Source organism: Turicibacter sp. St.80E1, from assembly GCF_059728495.1.
Map to the genome: position 1 here is coordinate 1057103 of NZ_AP039386.1, position 21707 is coordinate 1078809.

Sequence of the window (21707 nt, forward strand, 5' to 3'; positions counted from 1 at the left end):
AGAGGGGGAGCTATGAAAAGAGGGGGAGCAGTAACATTAGGCGTGACATGTTTTATGATTGGGCTTCTGTACAGTTTAAGGGGACAGACGATCAAGATTCAATCGGCGCCTATCCCTGATTCAACTTTTCTAGAGGACCAAATCGAACAATATGAGGAGAGCTTAGACGATGAGGACCATACATTTGTTCCGTATAGTCAGGTTGTGCAGGAAGAAAAGAGTGTACAACAAAACTCCTCAACTCTTGAAAAGCAGGGAAATTTAACCGATCGTTCAAATCAAATGAGGGGAATTGGCCATAATAATATTTCAAAGGCTGGACAGGATATTGGAAATCTATTAAAAACGGTCGTTCGTGAGGTGTTAAGAACGACAGTTCGTTTTTTTGATCGTGTGATTAGTGAATCGTAGGAAAAAACCTTCTTCTATTTGGTGAAGAAGGTTTTTTTCCTACGCAGAGGGCTGAATTTTTTGGAATCTTGATAAAAACAAACGATTCAACAAATTTTTCTTGTGAGACAGGCCATTTTAAAGTAAAATAAAATGGATATTAAACTGGAATGGAGTGAGCTTTGTGAGTGCGATTAATAGTGAACAAATTAAAGAGCGACAAAAACGAATTCGCAACTTTTCAATTATAGCCCACATCGATCATGGAAAAACAACGCTTTCGGATCGTATTTTAGAGCGAACGAACGCATTGGAAAAACGTGAGATGAAAAATCAGCTATTAGATTCAATGGAACTTGAGCGTGAGCGCGGAATTACAATTAAGTTAAATGCCGTGCAGTTAACATATAAAGCGAAAGATGGAAATGAGTATATCTTACATTTAATTGATACGCCAGGACACGTCGATTTTACATATGAGGTGTCACGTTCATTAGCTGCATGTGAGGGAGCGGTATTGGTTGTTGACGCTGCTCAAGGAATTGAGGCGCAAACGCTTGCGAACGTTTATTTAGCATTAGATAATGATTTAGAGATTTTACCATTAGTAAATAAAATTGATTTACCGAGTGCGGATCCGGAGCGTGTCAAACAAGAGGTTGAGGATATCATTGGTCTTCCTGCGGATGACGCGGTATTAGCTTCGGCAAAAGCTGGAATCGGAATTGAAGAGATTTTAGAACAGGTTGTTGAGAAGGTTCCTGCTCCGACAGGTGATCCGGATGCCCCATTACAAGCGTTAATTTTCGACTCTGTTTATGACCAATATCGAGGAATCATCGCGTCTATTCGTGTCGTTAATGGAACTATTAAAAAAGGGCAAATGATTCGAATGATGGCAACTGGAGCCGAATATGAGGTAGTCGAAGTTGGTGTGCATACCCCTCATGAAAAAGTCGTTGATTATTTAAGTGTTGGAGATGTAGGCTTTGTTACCGCATCGATTAAAGATGTGAAGACGGTACGCGTAGGGGATACGATTACATCGGTTGCAAAGCCAGCTGAAGAACCTTTACCAGGTTATCGTAAATTAAATCCAATGGTATTCTGTGGGTTATACCCAATCGATGCCGCTCGCTATAATGATTTACGTGATGCATTAGAAAAATTAGTATTAAACGATTCTTCTTTACAATTTGAACCGGAAACTTCACAAGCTCTTGGATTTGGATTCCGTACAGGGTTTTTAGGATTACTTCATATGGATGTTATTCAAGAACGTATTGAACGTGAGTTTAATATTGATTTAATTGCAACAGCGCCGTCTGTTATCTATCATGTTTATTTAACGGATGGAACAAAGTTGGTTGTTGACAACCCTTCTCAGATGCCAGAGCCACAAACCATTAAATCGATTGAAGAACCTTACGTTAAAGCGTCAATCATGACACCGAATGATTATGTAGGACCGATTATGGAATTATGTCAGAAAAAACGTGGTGTATTTATTGATATGCAATATTTAGATGAGACACGCGTTCATGTGAATTATGAAATTCCGTTAGGTGAAATTGTCTATGATTTCTTTGATCAATTAAAATCTTCGACTAAAGGATATGCTTCATTTGATTACGAGTTAATTGGATACAAGCCATCTAAACTAGTGAAAATGGACATTTTATTAAATGGAGAGATTGTTGATGCACTAAGCTTAATTGTTCATAAAGATTTTGCGTATTCACGAGGGAAAGTTATTACGGAAAAATTAAAAGAAATTATTCCAAGACAACAATTTGAGGTTCCTATTCAGGCAGCCATCGGTGGTAAAATTATTGCTCGTTCAACGATTAAAGCATTACGCAAAAACGTTCTTGCGAAGTGTTACGGTGGAGATATTTCACGTAAACGTAAGTTACTTGAAAAACAAAAAGAAGGTAAGAAACGTATGAAGTCTGTTGGATCGGTTGAAGTTCCACAAGAGGCATTTATGGCGGTCTTATCAATGGACGAAGATTAAGAGAGGAGGCGCCCTCTCTTTTTCTATAGATAAAAAAAACAGCTAATGAATGATGTTTTTTAAAATATAAGGTAAACTATAGATAAGTCCAGATAAGTTTTTCGTAAAATAAATGTTTAAAGTTGAGCAATAAGGGAGGGTTCCTAATGGCGGTTAATTCATTTGCTGCGTCATTGCAGTATGCTAATTTTTGATAGGAAAGATGAAAAAGGTAGTCCTAATCATTAGAGGTGGCAATAAGTGACCTATTCCTGAAAATAATTTAACGTCTCTATTAGGGGGAGTATTTCTCTCTTAGATGAAATAGCAAATTGGCGCCTGTTTAGCTAACTTTATGAAGATGAAAATAGGATTGGATGTATAGGTAATAATAGGATAAAAAAAGCTTCTATTTTATGAAGTGAATGTGATAGGATGAAAGCTTGTCCCTTTGGCTTTATAAGCGGGAGGAATAAGAAAGAAAAACATTAAAAGAGGTGGAACGATGAAGTTAACAAATTATCATACACATCATGACCGTTGCAAACATGCTAAGGGTGGTGTCGAGGCTTACGTACGTGAGGCTGTTTTACATCATTATGACGAAATTGGAATGAGTTGTCATACGCCGCATCGCAACTTTAAACAACTAGGAACGCGTCGAATGAGTTATGATGAACTATCAGATTATTTTAATGATATTGAACAAGCTCAAGAAAAGTATCCCCAGATCCGCGTTTTAAAAGCACTTGAGTGTGAATATTTTCCTATTCTTTTTGAAGATATTAAGGCATTAAGTAAGCAAACGGATTATTTAATTTTAGCGCAACATTATATTCAGATTGATGGAAAATTTAAAGATGCGTTTCATTTCACAGAACCTCGTCAGTTAGAGCTTTATGCGGCGGGTATTGAAGAGGGAATGGCAACAGGATTTTTTAAAATTTTGGCTCATCCAGATGTTTTCATGACGACTTATCCTAAATGGGATGAAGCCTGTGAAAAAGTAACTCGACAAATCGCAAGAGCTGCACTTAAGTACGATGTGATTTTAGAAGTGAATGCAAATGGATTACGTCGAGGAGAACAAAAATATGAAGATGGTGTTCGCTATCCTTATCCATCGGAGAAGTTTTGGAAAATTATCGCCACGGAGTTTAAAGAAGTTAAGGTGATGGTGAATTCTGATTGTCATGATCCTGCTTATTTAAATGATGAATATATGCAAATGGCGCGTGACTTTGCGAAACGGCTAAAGTTAAATGTCATTACGCATTTATAGGAGGTTTTTATGCCTAAAGGGTTATATATTCATATTCCTTTTTGTGACCATATTTGTACCTATTGCGATTTTCCTAAGTTATTAACGAAGGGTCAGCGTCACGAGGCCTATGTGGAGTCTTTGATTCGTGAACTTCGATATTACGAACAGCAAGTAGGGTTTGATGAGGTTCAGACGGTTTACATAGGGGGCGGAACGCCAACGGCCCTAAGTATTGAGCAAATCCGTCCTTTATTTGATTACCTAGCGCAAGCCCTTCCCTTTGATCAGTTAGTTGAATTTAGTTTAGAGGCTAATCCTGAAAACTTAACTGAAGAAAAAGTGAACTATTTTATCGCGAATCATGTTTCCCGATTTAGTTTAGGTGTTCAAACGTTTGATGAGCAGTTGTTAAAAATAATTGGACGAAAGCATCGACGTCAAGAAGTGCATCGGGCGGTTTCGCTGCTTCGATCAAAAGGTATCACGAATATAAATATTGATTTAATTTACTCCATTCCAACGCAGACGCTCGAGCAAGTTCAGCGGGATGTAGAGGAGGCTATTTCACTTGGTGTTGAACACATATCCGCCTATTCATTAATTGTAGAGGAGCATACGCCACTCTATCTAGCTTATATGAAAGACCAGGTGACCTTAACGGATAACGAACTAGAAGCCCATATGTATGAGTTAGTGATTAATACGTTAGAAAAGAACGGGTATCATCACTATGAAATCAGCAATTTTTCAACATCTCGGCCGAGTATTCATAACCAATGGTATTGGAAAAATAAGACATATTTTGGCGTAGGACTCGGGGCGCATGGTTATATTGAGGGTGTTCGTTATCAAAATACACGCTCGATTAATGCCTATATCGAAAAGTTGAACAAAGGAGAGCTACCAATTATTGAGTCGCGCACTTTAACAGTAGAAGAACATCTAGAAGAGGAGATGTTTTTAGGTTTACGTTTACAAGAGGGGGTCGATTTATCGGAAATCTCAGCTCACTATGAACGAGATGTTGAGTCTTTATATCGAACAGCCCTTCAACAATTAATAAAAGAGGGATATTTAATTCGTCAAAATAATCGAATTAAGTTAACACGGCGAGGTCTTTTGATGGCCAATGATGTATTTGAACAATTTTTATTATCTATTTAAGGAAAGGGTGACGGTAACGAATGGATGGAGTCTTATTATTAGATAAGCCAGCAGGGATGACGTCCCATGATTGTGTAAATATTGCGCGAAAAGTATTGAAAACGAAGAAAGTGGGACATACGGGGACACTTGATCCTAATGTAACGGGCGTCCTACCGTTGTGCATAGGTCGGGCAACAAAAATTTCTCAGTTTTTAACGGCGAATGAAAAGGAGTATTTAGGGGAAGTGACCTTAGGTTTTTCGACAACGACTGAAGACGCTGACGGAGAGATGGTCGATCGTCAATTCGTTGAAGGGGAAATCACAGAGGAGGATGTAAAATCTGTTTTCAACGAAATGATGGGGCCAAGTATTCAAGTTCCACCGATGTACTCGGCTGTCAAAGTTAATGGGAAAAAGTTATATGAGTATGCACGAGCGGGAATTGAGGTCGAACGTCCTAAGCGTGAGGTGACGATTGAAACTCTTGAATTAACAAGTCAGATTACGAAGACAGATGACGGGCTTGTGAAATTCAGCTTTCGTGTTCGAGGAAGTAAGGGGTTGTTTGTCCGAACCGTTGCAGTGACTATTGGTGAAAAATTAGGTTATCCTGCGCATATGTCTTATTTAAGACGAGTCGCATCGGGCCCTTTTAAAATTGAAAGTTGTTTAACAATGGAAGAGTTTAAACAACGAGCTGAACAAGGAACGTTAACATTGATGTCCGTCGAAGAGGCCATGTCTGCCTTTCCATCGGTCACGGTAGATGCTTGGTTTGAAAAGTTGGTTCGTAATGGTGTTCAACTTCATCATGAGCAAGTAAAACAAACAGCGTACTCGCCGGTCGCCTTGTTTAGCCGTGATGGGAAGTGTTTAGCCGTTTATGAAAAACATCCGACACGTGAGGTTTATCGTTCGGTACGTGGATTCTTTTAGGAAGGAATAACGATGAAAGTGATTGAATTAAATTTAACGAAAAAGATGGATCAACCGCTAGCTGTGGCTCTCGGTTATTTTGATGGTCTACATTTAGGACACCAAGCAGTCATTAAAGAAGTCGTGGATTATGCGAAAAAGCATCAAATTAGAAGTGCTGTGATGACTTTTTCACCGAATCCCAATCAATTTTTAAATAAATTGAACAGTCCTCATCTTTTAACACCCCATCAAGAAAAAATTCGGGTGTTAAAAGAGTTAGGAGTCGACGAACTTATTATTTTACCGTTTAATGAGGAGCTTGCGAAGATGCGAGCGACCGACTTTATCCAACGTTATTTAATTGAACCGTCCATTGCTCATGTATCAACAGGGTTTGATTTTCGATTTGGATATAGAGGGGAAGGAGAAGTAACATTGTTGGCAAATTATTCGAAGCATTTTAGTTTAAATGTAACGCCTAAATGTGAGTTGAACGAGGAAAAAATTGGAGCGACTGAAATTAAATCCTATTTAGCTGAAGGTAATTTAGAAAAGGTTACACAGATGCTCGGACGCCCTTATCGATTACGTGGAGTCGTTGTTAGCGGAAAACAACGAGGACGACAAATTGGATTTCCGACGGCAAACTTGAAGTTAAGCGAAGATTATGTTATTCCGAAGTGTGGGGTTTATGCGGTAAAGGTTGAAGTGCGTGGACGCCACTACGTTGGAATGTGTAACATTGGGCATAACCCGACCTTTAATTTTAATCATCAAATTTGTATTGAAACGTATATTTTAGATTTTGATGCTGACATTTATGGGGAAGAGCTAATTTTAGACTTTTGTGCCTATTTAAGGGACGAACAACGATTTTCATCGATTGAAAAGTTAATGGAACAGTTAGCCTTTGATCGACAATTAGTGCGAAGTTATTTTAAATTAGACTTGCAATAATGAAAAAGTATGATAGAATTAGAAATGTCCTTATTCTATGCTTTTAGCTCCTCCAGCGAATAGCTTGGATTGAGGCGTATTTAAAAGAAATGTCGGAGGTAATAGTTATGGCTATTTCAAAAGTAGAAAAACAAGAAATTATTAAAGCTTACGCAGTACACGAAGGAGATACAGGTTCTCCAGAAGTTCAAATCGCTGTTTTAACAGCTGAAATCAATCGCTTAAACGACCACTTAAAACAACACAAACACGATCATCATTCACGTCGTGGATTATTACGCATGGTTGGTAAACGTCGTAACTTATTAGCTTACTTACGTAACAAAGATATCAACCGTTACGCTACTTTAATCGAGCGTTTAGGATTACGTCGATAATTTTAAAAGAGCCTTCTAAGAAGGCTCTTTTTTAACGTGTATAAAGAATCTGTCCTATTTTCATACTAAATGAGCAGGCCTTTAACTAATGAGTTTAGATAATAAAGCGTCTTTGACATAGAAAAGGGAGGAACGTATCATGATAACTGGTGAATTGAAAAGTAAAGTCGATAAAATATGGGAGACCTTTTGGACGGGGGGAATTACGAACCCGTTAGAGGTCATTGAGCAGTTTACTTATTTGTTATTTATTAAAAATTTAGATGAAATTGAGACACGTAAAGAAAGTGAAGCGTTGTTGCTCGGGTTCCCATATATCGGAATGTTTCCGGCCAATCGGCAAGCGTTACGATGGAGCCGTTTTAAAAATGAAGAAGCGACGCAAATGTATCAGACGGTAGCGACGGAAGTTTTTCCATTTATTAAATCGTTGCATGCCAATCAAGACTCAGCGTACACCAAATATATGGGGGATGCGATTTTTAAAATTCCAACCCCCCAAATGTTAACAAAGCTAGTCGATATGATTGATGTCTTGCCCTTAACACCGGATACTAAAGGGGATTTATATGAGTATTTACTCTCTAAAGTGGCAACGGCGGGAACGAATGGTCAATTTAGAACGCCACGTCATATCATTGATATGATGGTGAAATTAATGAAACCGACACCTTCAGATGTGATCGTTGACCCGGCAGCGGGATCCGCAGGTTTTTTAGTGTCAGCCCAGCAATATTTAAGAGATAATCATGCCGATTTATTCCATAATCAAGGATTAAAAGAGCATTTCAATAATGACATGTTTTATGGGTTCGATATGGACCGTACGATGTTACGGATTGGGGCGATGAACATGATGTTACACGGCGTTGATAATCCGAATATTGAATACAAAGACTCGTTATCTGAACAAAATAAAGACGAAGATAAATATACCTTAATTTTAGCGAATCCTCCTTTTAAAGGATCACTTGATTATGAAGCGGTATCTGCTGACTTATTAAAAGTAACTAAAACAAAGAAAACGGAGCTTTTATTCTTATCGTTATTTTTACGTATTTTAAAAACAGGTGGACGTTGTGCCTCGATTGTTCCAGATGGGGTCTTATTCGGAAGTTCTAAAGCCCATAAAGACATTCGTAAAGAAATTGTCGAAAATCATAAGTTAGAAGCAGTCATCTCATTACCAAGTGGGGTGTTTAAACCGTATGCGGGAGTTTCAACTGCCATTTTAATATTGACGAAAACAACCGTTGGTGGAACCGATCACGTTTGGTTTTATGATATGAAAGCAGATGGGTATTCACTCGATGATAAACGTCAACCAATTAGTGAGAATGACATTCCAGATATTATTGAACGCTTTAATAACCTTGAGTCTGAAAAAACGCGCCAAAAAACCGACCAATCCTTCTTCGTATCAGTGGATGAAATCCGTGAAACAGGATACGATTTATCCATCAATAAATATAAAGAAATCGAATACGAAGAGGTTGAGTATGAAGCCCCATCCATCATTTTAAAGAAAATTCAAACACTCGAAGAAGAAATCCAACAGGGACTGAAAGAATTAGAAAAAATGATAGGAGAAAAATAAATGAAAGCACCAGGTTATCAGAATATTAATAATATTAAATTAATGCAACAAAATATCGGATGTAATATTCTAGCTTTTTCTGATATATTAGAGGATTTGACAAGTAGCGTTACTAAGGTAAAGAAGGATGAGTATTCTTTCATAGGTGAATATAGCATTATTGATCAAGGGAAAGAGTTTATTGCAGGATATTATAATTCAAATCAAGGAATCTCTTCTAGTGGTCCTCATATCGTATTTGGAGATCACACGCGAATATTTAAATATGTAGATTTTCCTATTCTGTTAGGGGCGGATGGTACTAAATTATTATCCGCAAAGATAAGTGATGTGAATATGAAGTATTTATATTATTTCTTCAATACATTAAGCCTACCTAATGATGGGTATAGTCGTCATTTTAAATATTTAAAGCAAGTGGTTATTCCTTTACCAAATATTCAGTATCAAAATAAAATTGCCAATATTCTTGACCAAGCGCAGAGATTAATCGATAAACGAAAAGAACAAATCGCTTTACTCGATGAGTTAGTTCAAAGTGTGTTTTATGACATGTTTGGAGATCCGGTAATAAATGACCGGGCTTGGAATCTAGAGAAATTAAAGAATTTAGGGGCATTGAAAAGAGGAAAATCCAGTCATAGACCACGTAATGCTCCAGAACTGTTAAATGGACCGTACCCTTTAATTCAAACAGGAGATATTGCAAATGCCGGATTATATCTCAATGATTATACGACAACTTATTCAGAGTTGGGATTAAAACAGAGCAAATTGTGGTCCAAGGGAACATTATGTATTACGATTGCTGCTAATATTGCAAAGACGACGATTATAACCTTTGACGCGTGTTTTCCAGATAGTGTAGTAGCTTTTTTAAATAAAGAAAATATTGTTAATAAAATGTATATTCAAATCTGGATGTCTTTTCTTCAGAAAATAATTGAAGATGGAGCACCAGAGTCTGCACAAAAAAATATAAATTTAAAAATATTAGGTGAATTAGATGTCATTCTCCCACCTATCGAACTTCAAAATCATTTTGCTGAAATGGTTGAGAATATTGAAAAGCAAAAAGAATTATTAAGCAAGAGTTTGGCTGAATTAGAAACAAACTTTCATTCGTTGATGCAACGCGCGTTTCGTGGAGAATTAGTCGTTGAATAATGGAGGGCGTTCCCGTTTTTGGGGGCGTCTTTTTTTAGTGAAGGGATGCATCGGTCTTCCAATTTCTTCGGGTGGAAATGTTTTGCGAAAATACGGTATAATAGAGTAAAGATTAAAAAATACCCGAAGATGGATTTGACTGTAAAAAGTGAAGATGAAGGGAGTGAGGGTTTAATGTGTGGTAATTTTAAGTTTTTGGAGGGAAAGACAGAATTTAAAAGTTTTGCTGCTGCCTGTTTGGAAGCGGAAAAGGGGATTATCGTTAGTCCCGCTAATTGTGCGATTTTAAGCCGTCGGGCATTGGAACTTGCTGTGAAGTGGGTGTATAGCTTCGATGAAGCTTTACGCGTTCCCTATCAAGATAATCTATCGAGTTTAATTCATGAACATTCGTTTCGGGACATTATGGATGAAGAGTTGTTCCCGTTAATTAAATATATTATTAAACTTGGAAACGTGGCCGTGCATACCAATAGCGGCATCAAACGAGAAGAGGCCGTTCTTTCACTTCATAACTTACATCAATTTATTTCTTGGATTGATTATTGCTATGCAAAAGAGTATACAGCCACGCCGTTTGATGAGTCGATTTTGTATGAGGGAAAAGAGAAGCGAACACGTCCGGAAGAATTACAAACTCTTTATGAGACGCTAAGTTCTAAAGATAAACGGTTAGAGGAAATGATTAAGGAGAACGAGACGTTACGTCAACAATTAACGGAGCGTCGAGTAGAACACGTTAAATCGTATTCGTTTGAGGTCGATCCTTTATCAGAAGAACAAACACGCAAACGTTATATTGATTTAGAGGTTAAATTAGCAGGTTTTGAACTAGGGGTCGATGCCTTAGAAGAAGTTCAAGTGAGTGGGATGCCAACAACGAGTCAGATGGGGTTTGTTGACTACGTCCTTTATGGAAATAATGGAAAACCCGTGGCCGTTGTTGAAGCGAAGAAATCAACGGTTGATCCAAAAGTGGGACAACAACAAGCTAAACTTTATGCGGATTGTTTAGAACGTCAATATGGGCAACGTCCGATTATTTTCTTTACGAACGGATACGAGATTTATTTATGGGATGATGTGAACTATCCAGAACGAAAAGTGGCAGGGATTTTTACAAAAGAAAAATTACAATTAATGATTGAGCGTCGTCAAACGATAACGCCTGTCTTAAGTTCAGATATTCAAGATCACATCACGAACCGTCCGTATCAAAAAGAGGCGGTTTTACGTGTCTGTGAGGCGATTGATAAAAAACAACGAAAAATGTTACTTGTGATGGCAACAGGAACGGGAAAAACGCGAACGGCGATTTCGATGGTCGATGTGCTAATGAAACATCATTATGTGAAAAATGTTTTATTTTTAGCCGATCGAACGGCACTCGTTAGACAAGCGAAAACGAATTTTAGTCAACTTCTCCCTCATTTAACCTTATGCAATCTCCTCGATCGAAAAGAAAATCCAGAGCAAGCTCGAATGATTTTTTCGACGTATCCGACGATGATGAATGCGATTGATGAGGCCAAACGAAAGGACGGGAAAAAGTTATTTACACCCGGACATTTTGATTTGATTATCGTAGACGAATCCCATCGAAGTATTTATAAAAAGTATCAAGCGATTTTTGATTATTTCGATGCGCTTTTAATTGGATTAACGGCAACGCCAAAAGATGAAATTGATAAAAATACGTATTCGATTTTTGATCTTGAAAATGGGGTACCAACGTTTGCCTACGAGCTTGAAGAGGCGGTTGAAAGTGGTTATTTAGTAAGTTATCGCGTCTATGAAATGAAATCAGCCGTCATGGAAGAAGGGATCACGTATGATCAACTATCGGAAGAAGAAAAGGAACAGTTTGATGAACTATTTGAAGCGGATGAAACGATTGAAGACACCATTGATAGTTCGGCTGTCAATCAGTGGATTTTTAATACCGATACCATTGATCTAGTGTTAACGGAATTGATGGAAAAAGGATTGCGTGTTGAAGGGGGAGACAAGCTTGGAAAAAGTATTATTTTTGCCAAAAGCTCCCGGCATGCGAAGGAAATCGTGAATCGCTTTAATCAGCTCTATCCTGAATATGGTGGTGATTTTGCCCGAGTCATTGATTACAGTACGAAGTATGTTGAGACGCTGATTGATGATTTTAGCGAGGCGAAAAAGTATCCGCAAATTGCTGTTTCCGTTGATATGTTAGACACGGGAATTGATATTCCAGAAGTCTTAAACCTTGTCTTCTTTAAAAAGGTGCGTTCTAAATCGAAGTTTCATCAAATGATTGGACGAGGAACGCGCCTGTGCAAAGATTTACTAGGCGTAAATCAAGATAAGGAGGAGTTTTTAATTTTTGATTTTTGTCGTAATTTTGAATTTTTCCGTTTGAATCCTCAAGGAATGGAGACAAAGATTACGGCGTCTTTAACGGAAAAAACATTTAATTTAAAAATGGAGATCATGAAAGAACTTCAAGATTTAGCATATCAAGAAGCTCCCTATATGAACTATCGTCAAGCGTTACTTGCAGATGTTTTAGAAGATATTTCATCATTAAATGAAGACAGTTTTCGGGTAAAAATGAAGTTAACGTTTGTCGATAAATATAAACAAGAAGCGTCGTGGCAACATCTTGGGGCGGTGGCTGTCAATGAAATAAAATCGCATATTTCTCCGTTAATTATGCCGAAAAAAGAAGATGAACTTGCTAAACAGTTTGATTATACGATGTATTTAATTGAATTGGCGTACTTACAACATCAAAAACCAACGCGAGCCGTGCAGGTCGTTGTCAAGACGGCGGAATCGTTAGCTAAACTTGGAACGATTGCACAAGTGGTGGCGCATAAGGATATGATTGAACGATTACAAACCGAACAATTTTGGGATGAGGCCTCGATCTTTGAGTTGGAGCATGTTCGACAAGCGCTAAGAGATTTAGTGAAGTTAATTGAGCGGCAAACACAAGTGATTTATACGACGTCTTTTTCTGATGAAATTATTGAGATGGGGGAAACAGGCCCGATTTACGGGGGAAATGATTTGAAAAATTATCGTAAAAAGGTGGAACATTATTTACATGAACACCGAGATGAACTTGCGATTTATAAGTTACGCCATAATAAATCTTTAACGGTTCAAGATATTCAAACGTTAGAGACACTTATGTGGACGCAACTTGGAACAAAGGAAGAGTACCAAAAAGAATTTGGTCAAACGCCTGTGACAAAGTTAGTTAGACAACTGGTGGGGATGGATAAAGAAGCAGCCCAGGAAATTTTTTCTGAATTTTTAAGTGATCAATCCCTCAATGTCAATCAACTCAAGTTTATTCAATTACTGATCGATTATATCGCCGCCAATGGTTTTGTTGAAAATAACCAAGTATTAACCGAAGATCCATTTAGGAGTGTGGGAAGTATCCTTGATTTATTCGATTTTAGTCAAGCTCAAAAAATTATTGCACATTTAAATGAAATCAAAGCGACCATTGATGTGGCTTAAAAAGCGCCTTAAAAGGCGCTTTTTTTTTCGGTCATCTGTCCATTTTTTTGAAATTAGCCTCTTCTTTTATGATAAATTTGATGCGACTTTTTTAGAGTACTAATTCTACAAAAAATTAACTTAAAAATTTAAAAATTAGATACTTTTCTAATAATTTGTTTTGATGGTGAAAAATTCAGGAATGAATTTAAAAATAAAAGGTTAAACTATAGGGGAAGAGAAGTTAGATTTGAATACTCAATGAAGTACGTGATAGATAAAAAGTCTATTTTCTTTTTTAGGTGGTGAAGAATTTGAAGGGAAGTCAGCGGATAAATGAAATTTTTATAAATGATAGAAGATTTTCTTCTCTCTTTGGCAAATAAGGGAGGAATATGAAAAAAATTAGTGCTTTAAATTATTTGCTTATGGTATGATAGAAAAGAATAAATACAAATGAAGAAAATGAAGGAGTAATATATATGTCAGAAAAGCACGTTTATTCGTTTGAGTTAGCGGGACGTCCATTGACATTTGAAATGGGTGAGTTAGCAAAACAGGCGAATGCTTCGGTTTTAGTTCGTTATGGAGATACGGTTGTCTTAACGGCAGCAGTGGCATCAAAAGAACCAAAAGATATTGATTTTTTTCCATTAACAATTGGATATGAGGAACGTCTTTACGCCGTTGGGAAAGTTCCTGGTGGATTTATTAAGCGTGAAGGACGACCAAGTGAACATGCGATTTTAGCGGGACGTTTAATTGACCGTCCAATTCGTCCATTATTCCCAGACGGATTTAGAAATGATGTACAAGTCATTAACTATGTAATGAGTGTTGATCACGATAACTCACCAGAAATTGCAGCGATGATCGGATCATCATTGGCTTTATCTATTTCAGATATTCCATTTGAAGGTCCTATCGCTGGAGTGGTTGTTGGACGTATTAATGGAGAGTTCGTATTAAATCCAACGGTTGAACAATTAGAACAATCGGATATTGATTTAACGGTAGCGGGAACAAATGATGCGGTGAACATGGTGGAAGCAGGGGCAAAAGAGGTTCCTGAAGAAGTGATGTTAGAAGCAATCATGTTTGGGCATGACGCGATCAAAGAAATCATTCGTTTCCAAGAGCAAATTGTTGCGGAAATTGGAAAAGAAAAGATGGAATTAAATTTATATGAAATTGATCCGGCAATTAATACACGCGTTCGTGAAATGGCTGAAGCTGATATGTTAAAGGCGATTCAAGTGGTTGAAAAACATGCTCGTCAAGAAGCAATTGATGCCGTAAACGCGCGTGTCATTGATGTATTTGAACAAGAAGAGGTAACCGAAAAGGAACTTAAACAAGTTAAAGAGGTTTTAAATAAAATTGTGAAGGAAGAAGTACGTCGTTTAATTACGGATGAAAAAGTACGACCTGATGGACGCCAAATTGACGAAATTCGTCCACTTTCATCACGCGTTGATTTATTACCAAGAACACATGGATCGGCTTTATTCACACGTGGGCAAACACAGGCGTTATCAATCTGTACGCTTGGGGCATTAAATGAACACCAGATGTTAGATGGGCTAGAAGTCGAAGAAACTAAACGCTTTATGCACCATTATAATTTCCCACCATTCTCTGTTGGAGAGACAGGGCGTTATGGGGCACCGGGACGTCGCGAAGTTGGACATGGGGCCCTTGGTGAGCGTGCGCTTAAACAAGTGATGCCATCTGCAAAAGATTTCCCATATACTGTTCGTTTAGTTTCTGAGGTTTTAGAATCAAACGGATCAACATCACAAGCATCGATTTGTGCATCGACCATGGCATTAATGGCAGCTGGAGTTCCAATTAAGGCGCCTGTTGCTGGAATTGCAATGGGACTTGTTAAAAAAGGCGATAACTATACGGTTTTAACAGATATTCAAGGGATGGAAGATCATTTAGGAGATATGGACTTCAAAGTAGCCGGAACAGCTCAGGGGGTTACGGCTTTACAAATGGATATTAAGATTGAAGGGTTAAGTCGTGAGATTTTAGAAGAGGCTCTACAACAGGCCAAAGTAGGACGCATGCAAATTTTAAATCATATGTTAAGTACGATTTCAAGCACACGTGAGGACTTATCAGCTTATGCGCCAAAAATTAAGGTAATGACAATTAAGGTTGAGAAAATTCGCGATGTCATTGGACCTGGTGGAAAACAAATTAACGAGATTATCGATAAAACAGGAGTTAAGATTGATATTGAGCAAGATGGAACAGTTTATATCTTGCACGATAAAACGGAAAACATTAATCAGGCGATGGCAATGATTGAAGATATTGTCCGCGAAGTTGAAATTGGAAAAATCTATTTAGGTAAAGTCGTTCGTATTGAAAAGTTTGGAGCATTTGTTGAAATCTTCCCAGGTCAAGATGGACTTGTTCATATTTCTCAATTAGCAGAAGAACGTGTAGCGAAAACAGAAGATGTTGTTAATATTGGAGACCAAATTTACGTAAAAGTGACTGAGGTAGATGATCGTGGTCGTGTAAATTTATCACGTAAGGAAGCTATGAAAGAACAACAACTAAAATAATAAAAGGACTCGCATATTTGCGAGTTTTTTTATTTTCTGGAAAGCAATTCTGTAAAATACGAATATATGGTAGAAATTATTTAAAAAATGTATAAATCATACATGAGTGTGGCAAACTGATAAGGATTAAATCGTATGAGTAGAGGTGACCGCTGTGAAGCAAAAAGTAGGAGCTGTGTTTGGGATTATTGCTTATATCACGCTTTTAATTGGGATGAATTTTTATCCAAAGTCATACCCGGTTTCAAATATGAATGATGACATTCACCAACAGTTAGTTCATTATATGGAAACTCATCGCGTCGAACCGAGTGAACCACGTATTGATAGTGTGTGGGGATTTGTACCCGGTCTACAAGGATCAGAAATTGATTATGAGTTATCTTATAATAATATGCTATTAAATGGAAGTTTCGATTCATCGTTATTAGTTTGTCGTGCTATCAACTATGAAAAAAGTCCTGAAGAGTTTCGAGAGACCCCAATTTATAAGGGAAATGAAAATGGAGATTACGTCTCTCTTTTGATAAATGTAGCTTGGGGTGAGGAAGAATTAGATAAAATGTTAAACATCTTAGATCGTTTAGGTGTTCGGGCAACCTTTTTCTTTGAGGGACGATACGCTGAAAATCATAAAAATCAGGTTCAAAAAATACACGAAGATGGGCATGTTATCGGTAACCATTCCTACTCACATCCATCACGTTGGGGTAGTTTTACTTATGAGCAATATGTAGATGAAATAAAAAAAACAAATGATGTATTGAAGTCAATTATTAATGAACCCATTACTTATTTTGCCCCTCCAGCAGGAGAATTTAATGATCGAACATTAAAGGCGGCTTATGATCAGGGAATGTATTCGATTATGTGGACGGCAGATACCATAGATTGGAAAGGTGGAACAGCCGATGTTTTAATTAATCGGGTTATGAAAAAACTACAACCAGGTGCTCTTATTCTCATGCATCCTAAACCTGAAACGGTTATTGCTTTAGAACCGATGATTAATCAATTAAAAGAAAAAGGGTATGAATTTAAAACCATTGATGAAATAGTAGAGGGGACCCGTCCGGAATGTCGATAGAAAGTAAGATTCATGGTTTAAAACCTGATATATGATAGTAAATATTTTTTGAATATGGTGACTAAAAAGGCTAATGCAAGTAAGCATTAGCCTTTTTAGTCATGACAAAGTTAACTAAATAAGCCGAAGTCCTAGGGCAAATTTATAGGGTGAAGTGATAAATACTTATTTTGTTTAGATAAGTTTTCCGTGCCGCTCTGATACGAAATTAAGATTATCTATTTTTGTGATGAATGAGTTCTTTATAGTGAGGGGGAGCCAAGTTGCAACTGTTAGTTTAGGAAGTTATGTGGTAGTTTTTCATGGTGTGCTAAATGCCGGATAGATAGGGAGGTATATCAGAACTGCTATTGTTTGCTAGTATTGAGTTGTTCTTTTGATCAGACATTAAAACTCGTAGAAAAAGTCAATCTCGACGCTTTTTCTACGAGTTTTATCTTGCTGAAAAATATGAACTCTCGTTAATTAAGTGTAGGAATGCGGGATAGAGATAAGTTCATTAAAGGTTTTCGTAGGAAAAAATTAGCTCGATCATCGGCTCCTGTTTACAGACTAAAGGAGAGTGGATGAGGGAGAAAAATCCACCTAACGCTACGTAATATAAGAGTTCTCAAATGTCAACGAGTTATTAAGACATTGTTGATAATATTGTCACGACTTGATTTCTCCCGTCATAAAATACTATGTAACTACAGAGAAGGTAGGTGATCATTATGATTTTAATCATAAATAATGATAAACGGATGAATTATTTATCTGAATATATTCGTGATAGCGGGATGGATTTGATTCAATATCATCTGGATTCTTCAAGCTTTGATTTTCATATTTTAAAAGAAACACATTATCTTATTTTACCGTTCGGTGGCATTGCAGAGGATGGTAGAATTGCGAGTACCCATTTATATTTAACAGAGGATGTTTTACGGCATTTGCCTGAAGATTGTGTTATCTTAACCCCCATTCGCTATCCAAAATTATTGAAATTGCTAGAAGTTGTGCCAAGAAAATATGAAGTGATTTTCGACCATGATGAAGTCGCAATTTATAATTCGATTCCAACAGCGGAAGGTGTGATATATCATATTATAAAAAACACAGATATTACGATTCATCAGGCAGAGATTTTAGTTATTGGTTCAGGGCGAATAGCGATGACTATTGCACGGGACTTAAAGGCATTGGGTGCATATGTTAGCGTGACTTTTAGAAAGAAAAAAGACGAGGCACGATTATTTGAAATGGGATTAAATCCAATTCATATTGATTTGATGAGAAGTGATTTACATCATTATGATGTCATTGTAAATACAGTTCCTTTTATGATGCTAGATGAGCAGGATTTAACTCAAGTGAGACGCGACTGCTACGTTCTAGACGTGAGTAGTAAGCCGGGAGGTGTTAACTTTAAGAAAGCTGAAGAATTGGGAATCCAATCGGAATTAGCATTGTCTTTACCAAGTATTATTGCGCCTAAGACGGCAGCTTATTATTTATTCCGCTTTGTTAGAGATTACATTGCCTCAAGTGAAAAGAAAGGGGGATTGTGATGGACCAACGAGGATATCGTGTTGCAATTGTCGGGGCAAGCGGCGAGGTAGGACGCAACATGATAGAGACATTAGATCGTTATCCTATCCCAGTTTCTTCTTTGCGATTATTAGCGTCTAAACGTTCAGCAGGAAAAGTGTATTCCTTCAGAAATAGTAATGTTGTGATTGAGGAATTAACGGAAAATTCGTTTGATGATATTGACCTTGCCTTTTTTAGTGCCGGAGGAAGTGTATCGTTAAAATACGCTCCGATTGCTGTCTCAAAAGGTGCTGTTGTGATTGATAATACGAGTGCCTTTCGAATGGACCCAGAGATTCCTTTAGTTGTACCCGAAGTGAACGCTCATATTTTATCAAAGGAAACAAGATTAATTGCTAATCCCAATTGTTCGACGATTCAACTTGTGGTCGCATTAAAACCGTTAAGAGATAGATACGGAATTGAGTCAGTGAATGTTTCTACCTATCAGGCTATTTCGGGAGCGGGAGCGAAGGCATTGTATGAGTATGATGCAGAGTTAACAGACGAGAATCATCTACCACAAATTTTACCGACTCGCTCAGATGAGATTTATTATAAAATTGCGCATAATGTGATTCCGCAAATAGATGTGTTTATGGAATCAGGTTATACGAAAGAGGAAATCAAGATGATTAACGAAACACAAAAAATATTAAACGATGATGGGATAAAGGTAAATGCCACCTGTGTTCGCGTTCCAGTTCGCTATGGTCATAGTATTTCAACTACGGTTAAGTTGAAGTCACCTGTGAGTACGCGAATGGAAATTATTGATTTATTTGAACAGTGTGAAGATGTAGTTTTACGGGATGATATTTCACATCAAACCTACCCAATGCCTTTATATTTACAGCATCGTGATGAGGTATTTGTAGGGCGTATCCGAAAGGATTTGTTCGAGGAGCAGGTGATTCATTTTTGGATCGTTGCGGATAACATTCTTAAAGGAGCCGCCCTAAATAGTGTACAGATTGCGTATTATATGCATCAGAACGGATTGTTAGGTGATTAAAATGGATATTGTAGTGATGAAATTCGGTGGAACTTCGGTAAGAGATCAGGCAATGAGATACCAAGCATTTAGACATATTCGACGTGAAGTGAGTGCAGGGTATAAAGTCGTTGTTGTTGTATCAGCAATGGGAAGACATGGCGAACCCTATGCGACGGATTCATTGAAAGAATTAGTGACTTATCATGTGTCTAAACGGGAGTATGATCGACTTCTTTCATGCGGAGAAATTCTTTCAAGCATTGTCATGTCGGACTTTTTGCAACAGCAAGGATTAAAGGTGACTTCGCTGGCCCCAAGTGAGGTTGGAATTAAAACAGATACTAACTATACTAATGCAAACATCATTACGGTTGAGATAGATAAAATGATGGATTTGTTTAATGATTATGATGTGTTAGTGGCTCCCGGTTTTTTAGGTACGACAGATGATGGAAGTATTACAACACTAGGACGTGGAGGAAGTGATACATCGGCTGTTGCTTTAGGTGGGGCTTTAAAGGCAACTTACGTTGATATTTATTCTGACGTTGAGGGAGTCATGACAGCGGATCCTAAGTTAGTAAAAAATGCGAGAGTTTTGGAAAAAATAAGTTACGATAGCTTAATTGCTTTAGCTGCCCGGGGGGCAAAGGTTATTCATTTAAAAGCAATTGAATTAGCGAAAAAGAACCATGTAAACTTACGGCTACGTTCGACAAGTGCAGATCATATTGGGACATATGTTGTTGATGAGGAAGTAACAACACTAAGTTTAACTTATAAGGCTGGATATACAAGATATGAAATTTTTGGTGTTGTTCGTCCTATTGAGTGTCATGAACTAGTTAAACACGGAGAGTATTGGTATGCACAAACCTATGATGAGGAAGCCGTTGAAAAGTATTTAAAAGACGAAGGGCTTTCGTACGAAAAGCATGGAAATTATGTTCAGGTAAGTTGGATGAATCAGCAAAGAACACCTATGGAACTAACATTTTATGTTGACGCATTAAAACTTGAAGAGACATTGAATTTTTTACATTATAATTTAATTTAAAAAGAAGGATGTGAGAGTTATGAATAGTTTTGGGCCAGTTATGACTGCGATGGTAACCCCATTTAATGAAAATAATCAACTAAATATTAGTAGCTTAAGACGGTTAATTTTACATCTTCTAAAACACGGATCAACAAGCTTAGTCGTTACAGGAACAACAGGAGAGGCCCCAACACTAACAGCGATTGAACGGTTACGGGTTTGGGAAACAGCCATTGATTTTGCGGGAGGAACCATCCCTATTATCGTGGGTGTGGGAACGAATAATACAAAAACAACCATTCATAATGTTAAGTTAGCCGAGGAAGTGGGGGCTGATGCTGTATTAGTTGTGACTCCCTATTATAATAAGCCAAATCAGCTAGGTCTTTTAACGCATTTTAAGGCAATTGCCGAATCAACAGATTTACCTATTTTCTTATACAATATTCCCTCTCGAACAGGAGTTAGTCTATCGCTAGAAACAATTTTGGAGTTAGCGGAAATAAAAAATATTGTAGGAATTAAAGATTCGAGTGGTGATTTGGAACTACTAAAAGCATTAAAGGAAAAGGCACCAGAAGATTTTCTATTATATAGCGGGGATGATTCGAACTATTTAAATGCCTTGAAGTTGGGGTGCGATGGTGTTATTTCAGTTGCCTCTCATGTTGCAGGATTACAAATGAATAAAATTTATCAGTTATATAACAATGGTCAAAAAGAGGAGGCGGAAGCGTTGAATGAAAAACTTGATCCCCTTTATCGGGGGTTATTTACGACCACCAATCCAATTCCGGTTAAAGCCATGTTAAATCAACTTGGTATGGAAGTAGGTGGGCTTCGACTTCCACTAGTTGAGATGAATCAGTTTGAAAGCCAGGCACTGTTTGAGCAACTAAGTCCACTGTTCGACGAATAGACATTAAGAAAAAACATCTGAGTAAAGCAGATGTTTTTTTGCTTTTAATTTAGCTGCCGTTTTTCGGTAAAAAAATATTCTAACACTTGTCGTCTTTCAATGGATGTACTATAATAAAGGTAGAAGATAAACATTTTCGGTTTGATATAAATGAGGGACAGGGTCTTTATTTTAAGATTAAAAATTGTTATAGTGTATCTTTTTTTTA

16 protein-coding genes are annotated in these 21707 nt (G+C 37.4%); all 16 read left to right on the top strand.

The window, feature by feature from the left end; all coding sequences use genetic code 11:
* Window positions 1-12: 12 nt before the first annotated feature.
* The 16 genes from AC6I0I_RS05225 (at window position 13) to dapA (ending at window position 21499) form a co-directional block, all read left to right on the top strand.
* Window positions 13-411 (top strand): hypothetical protein, encoded by a 399-nt coding sequence (locus AC6I0I_RS05225; RefSeq protein WP_262953735.1) that lies wholly within the window; start codon window positions 13-15, stop codon window positions 409-411.
* Between the two features lie 163 nt (window positions 412-574).
* Entirely contained in the window at window positions 575-2407 is a 1833-nt protein-coding gene (gene lepA / locus AC6I0I_RS05230) for a translation elongation factor 4 (protein WP_317452431.1), read from the top strand.
* 484 nt (window positions 2408-2891) lie between these two features.
* Window positions 2892-3668 (top strand): histidinol-phosphatase, encoded by a 777-nt coding sequence (locus AC6I0I_RS05235; protein ID WP_161831875.1) that lies wholly within the window; start codon window positions 2892-2894, stop codon window positions 3666-3668.
* Window positions 3669-3677: 9 nt separating this feature from the next.
* Complete coding sequence (gene hemW, locus AC6I0I_RS05240; RefSeq protein ID WP_262953736.1) at window positions 3678-4814, top strand: radical SAM family heme chaperone HemW; 1137 nt, start codon at window positions 3678-3680, stop codon at window positions 4812-4814.
* Between the two features lie 20 nt (window positions 4815-4834).
* Entirely contained in the window at window positions 4835-5734 is a 900-nt protein-coding gene (gene truB, locus AC6I0I_RS05245; RefSeq protein ID WP_262953737.1) for a tRNA pseudouridine(55) synthase TruB, read from the top strand.
* A 12-nt stretch (window positions 5735-5746) separates the two neighbouring features.
* Window positions 5747-6673 (top strand): bifunctional riboflavin kinase/FAD synthetase, encoded by a 927-nt coding sequence (locus tag AC6I0I_RS05250; RefSeq protein WP_161831872.1) that lies wholly within the window; start codon window positions 5747-5749, stop codon window positions 6671-6673.
* Window positions 6674-6780: 107 nt separating this feature from the next.
* Window positions 6781-7050 carry a 30S ribosomal protein S15 gene (gene rpsO / locus AC6I0I_RS05255; protein WP_161831871.1) on the top strand — a complete coding sequence of 90 codons (270 nt, stop codon included), beginning with the start codon at window positions 6781-6783 and terminating at the stop codon, window positions 7048-7050.
* 139 nt (window positions 7051-7189) lie between these two features.
* Complete coding sequence (locus tag AC6I0I_RS05260) at window positions 7190-8647, top strand: type I restriction-modification system subunit M (RefSeq protein WP_262953738.1); 1458 nt, start codon at window positions 7190-7192, stop codon at window positions 8645-8647.
* A complete protein-coding gene (locus AC6I0I_RS05265; RefSeq protein WP_262953739.1) occupies window positions 8648-9814 on the top strand; it encodes a restriction endonuclease subunit S in 1167 nt (388 codons plus the stop codon).
* A 174-nt stretch (window positions 9815-9988) separates the two neighbouring features.
* Entirely contained in the window at window positions 9989-13324 is a 3336-nt protein-coding gene (locus tag AC6I0I_RS05270; RefSeq protein ID WP_262953740.1) for a DEAD/DEAH box helicase family protein, read from the top strand.
* 461 nt (window positions 13325-13785) lie between these two features.
* Window positions 13786-15885 carry a polyribonucleotide nucleotidyltransferase gene (gene pnp / locus AC6I0I_RS05275; RefSeq protein ID WP_262953741.1) on the top strand — a complete coding sequence of 700 codons (2100 nt, stop codon included), beginning with the start codon at window positions 13786-13788 and terminating at the stop codon, window positions 15883-15885.
* A gap of 154 nt (window positions 15886-16039) precedes the next feature.
* Window positions 16040-16972, top strand: a complete 933-nt coding sequence (locus AC6I0I_RS05280; protein WP_262953742.1) for a polysaccharide deacetylase family protein — start codon at window positions 16040-16042, stop codon at window positions 16970-16972.
* Between the two features lie 713 nt (window positions 16973-17685).
* Window positions 17686-18522, top strand: coding sequence for a dipicolinate synthase (locus AC6I0I_RS05285; protein ID WP_161831865.1), 837 nt, complete (start codon window positions 17686-17688; stop codon window positions 18520-18522).
* A complete protein-coding gene (locus tag AC6I0I_RS05290; protein ID WP_161831864.1) occupies window positions 18522-19559 on the top strand; it encodes an aspartate-semialdehyde dehydrogenase in 1038 nt (345 codons plus the stop codon). Before AC6I0I_RS05285 ends, AC6I0I_RS05290 begins: the two co-directional genes overlap by 1 nt.
* Before the next feature lies 1 nt (window position 19560).
* Entirely contained in the window at window positions 19561-20598 is a 1038-nt protein-coding gene (locus tag AC6I0I_RS05295) for an amino acid kinase family protein (RefSeq protein WP_161831863.1), read from the top strand.
* Window positions 20599-20617: 19 nt separating this feature from the next.
* Entirely contained in the window at window positions 20618-21499 is an 882-nt protein-coding gene (gene dapA / locus AC6I0I_RS05300) for a 4-hydroxy-tetrahydrodipicolinate synthase (protein ID WP_161831862.1), read from the top strand.
* Window positions 21500-21707: the final 208 nt, after the last annotated feature.

Excerpts from the sequence above, each read along its gene's own strand:
- AC6I0I_RS05225 (WP_262953735.1), top strand. The coding sequence starts at position 13 with ATGAAAAGAGGGGGAGCAGTAACATTAGGCGTGACATGTTTTATGATT.
- AC6I0I_RS05235 (WP_161831875.1), top strand. The coding sequence starts at position 2,892 with ATGAAGTTAACAAATTATCATACACATCATGACCGTTGCAAACATGCT.
- hemW (WP_262953736.1), top strand. The coding sequence starts at position 3,678 with ATGCCTAAAGGGTTATATATTCATATTCCTTTTTGTGACCATATTTGT.
- truB (WP_262953737.1), top strand. The coding sequence starts at position 4,835 with ATGGATGGAGTCTTATTATTAGATAAGCCAGCAGGGATGACGTCCCAT.
- AC6I0I_RS05250 (WP_161831872.1), top strand. The coding sequence starts at position 5,747 with ATGAAAGTGATTGAATTAAATTTAACGAAAAAGATGGATCAACCGCTA.
- rpsO (WP_161831871.1), top strand. The coding sequence starts at position 6,781 with ATGGCTATTTCAAAAGTAGAAAAACAAGAAATTATTAAAGCTTACGCA.
- AC6I0I_RS05260 (WP_262953738.1), top strand. The coding sequence starts at position 7,190 with ATGATAACTGGTGAATTGAAAAGTAAAGTCGATAAAATATGGGAGACC.
- AC6I0I_RS05265 (WP_262953739.1), top strand. The coding sequence starts at position 8,648 with ATGAAAGCACCAGGTTATCAGAATATTAATAATATTAAATTAATGCAA.
- AC6I0I_RS05270 (WP_262953740.1), top strand. The coding sequence starts at position 9,989 with ATGTGTGGTAATTTTAAGTTTTTGGAGGGAAAGACAGAATTTAAAAGT.
- pnp (WP_262953741.1), top strand. The coding sequence starts at position 13,786 with ATGTCAGAAAAGCACGTTTATTCGTTTGAGTTAGCGGGACGTCCATTG.
- AC6I0I_RS05285 (WP_161831865.1), top strand. The coding sequence starts at position 17,686 with ATGATTTTAATCATAAATAATGATAAACGGATGAATTATTTATCTGAA.
- AC6I0I_RS05290 (WP_161831864.1), top strand. The coding sequence starts at position 18,522 with ATGGACCAACGAGGATATCGTGTTGCAATTGTCGGGGCAAGCGGCGAG.
- AC6I0I_RS05295 (WP_161831863.1), top strand. The coding sequence starts at position 19,561 with ATGGATATTGTAGTGATGAAATTCGGTGGAACTTCGGTAAGAGATCAG.
- dapA (WP_161831862.1), top strand. The coding sequence starts at position 20,618 with ATGAATAGTTTTGGGCCAGTTATGACTGCGATGGTAACCCCATTTAAT.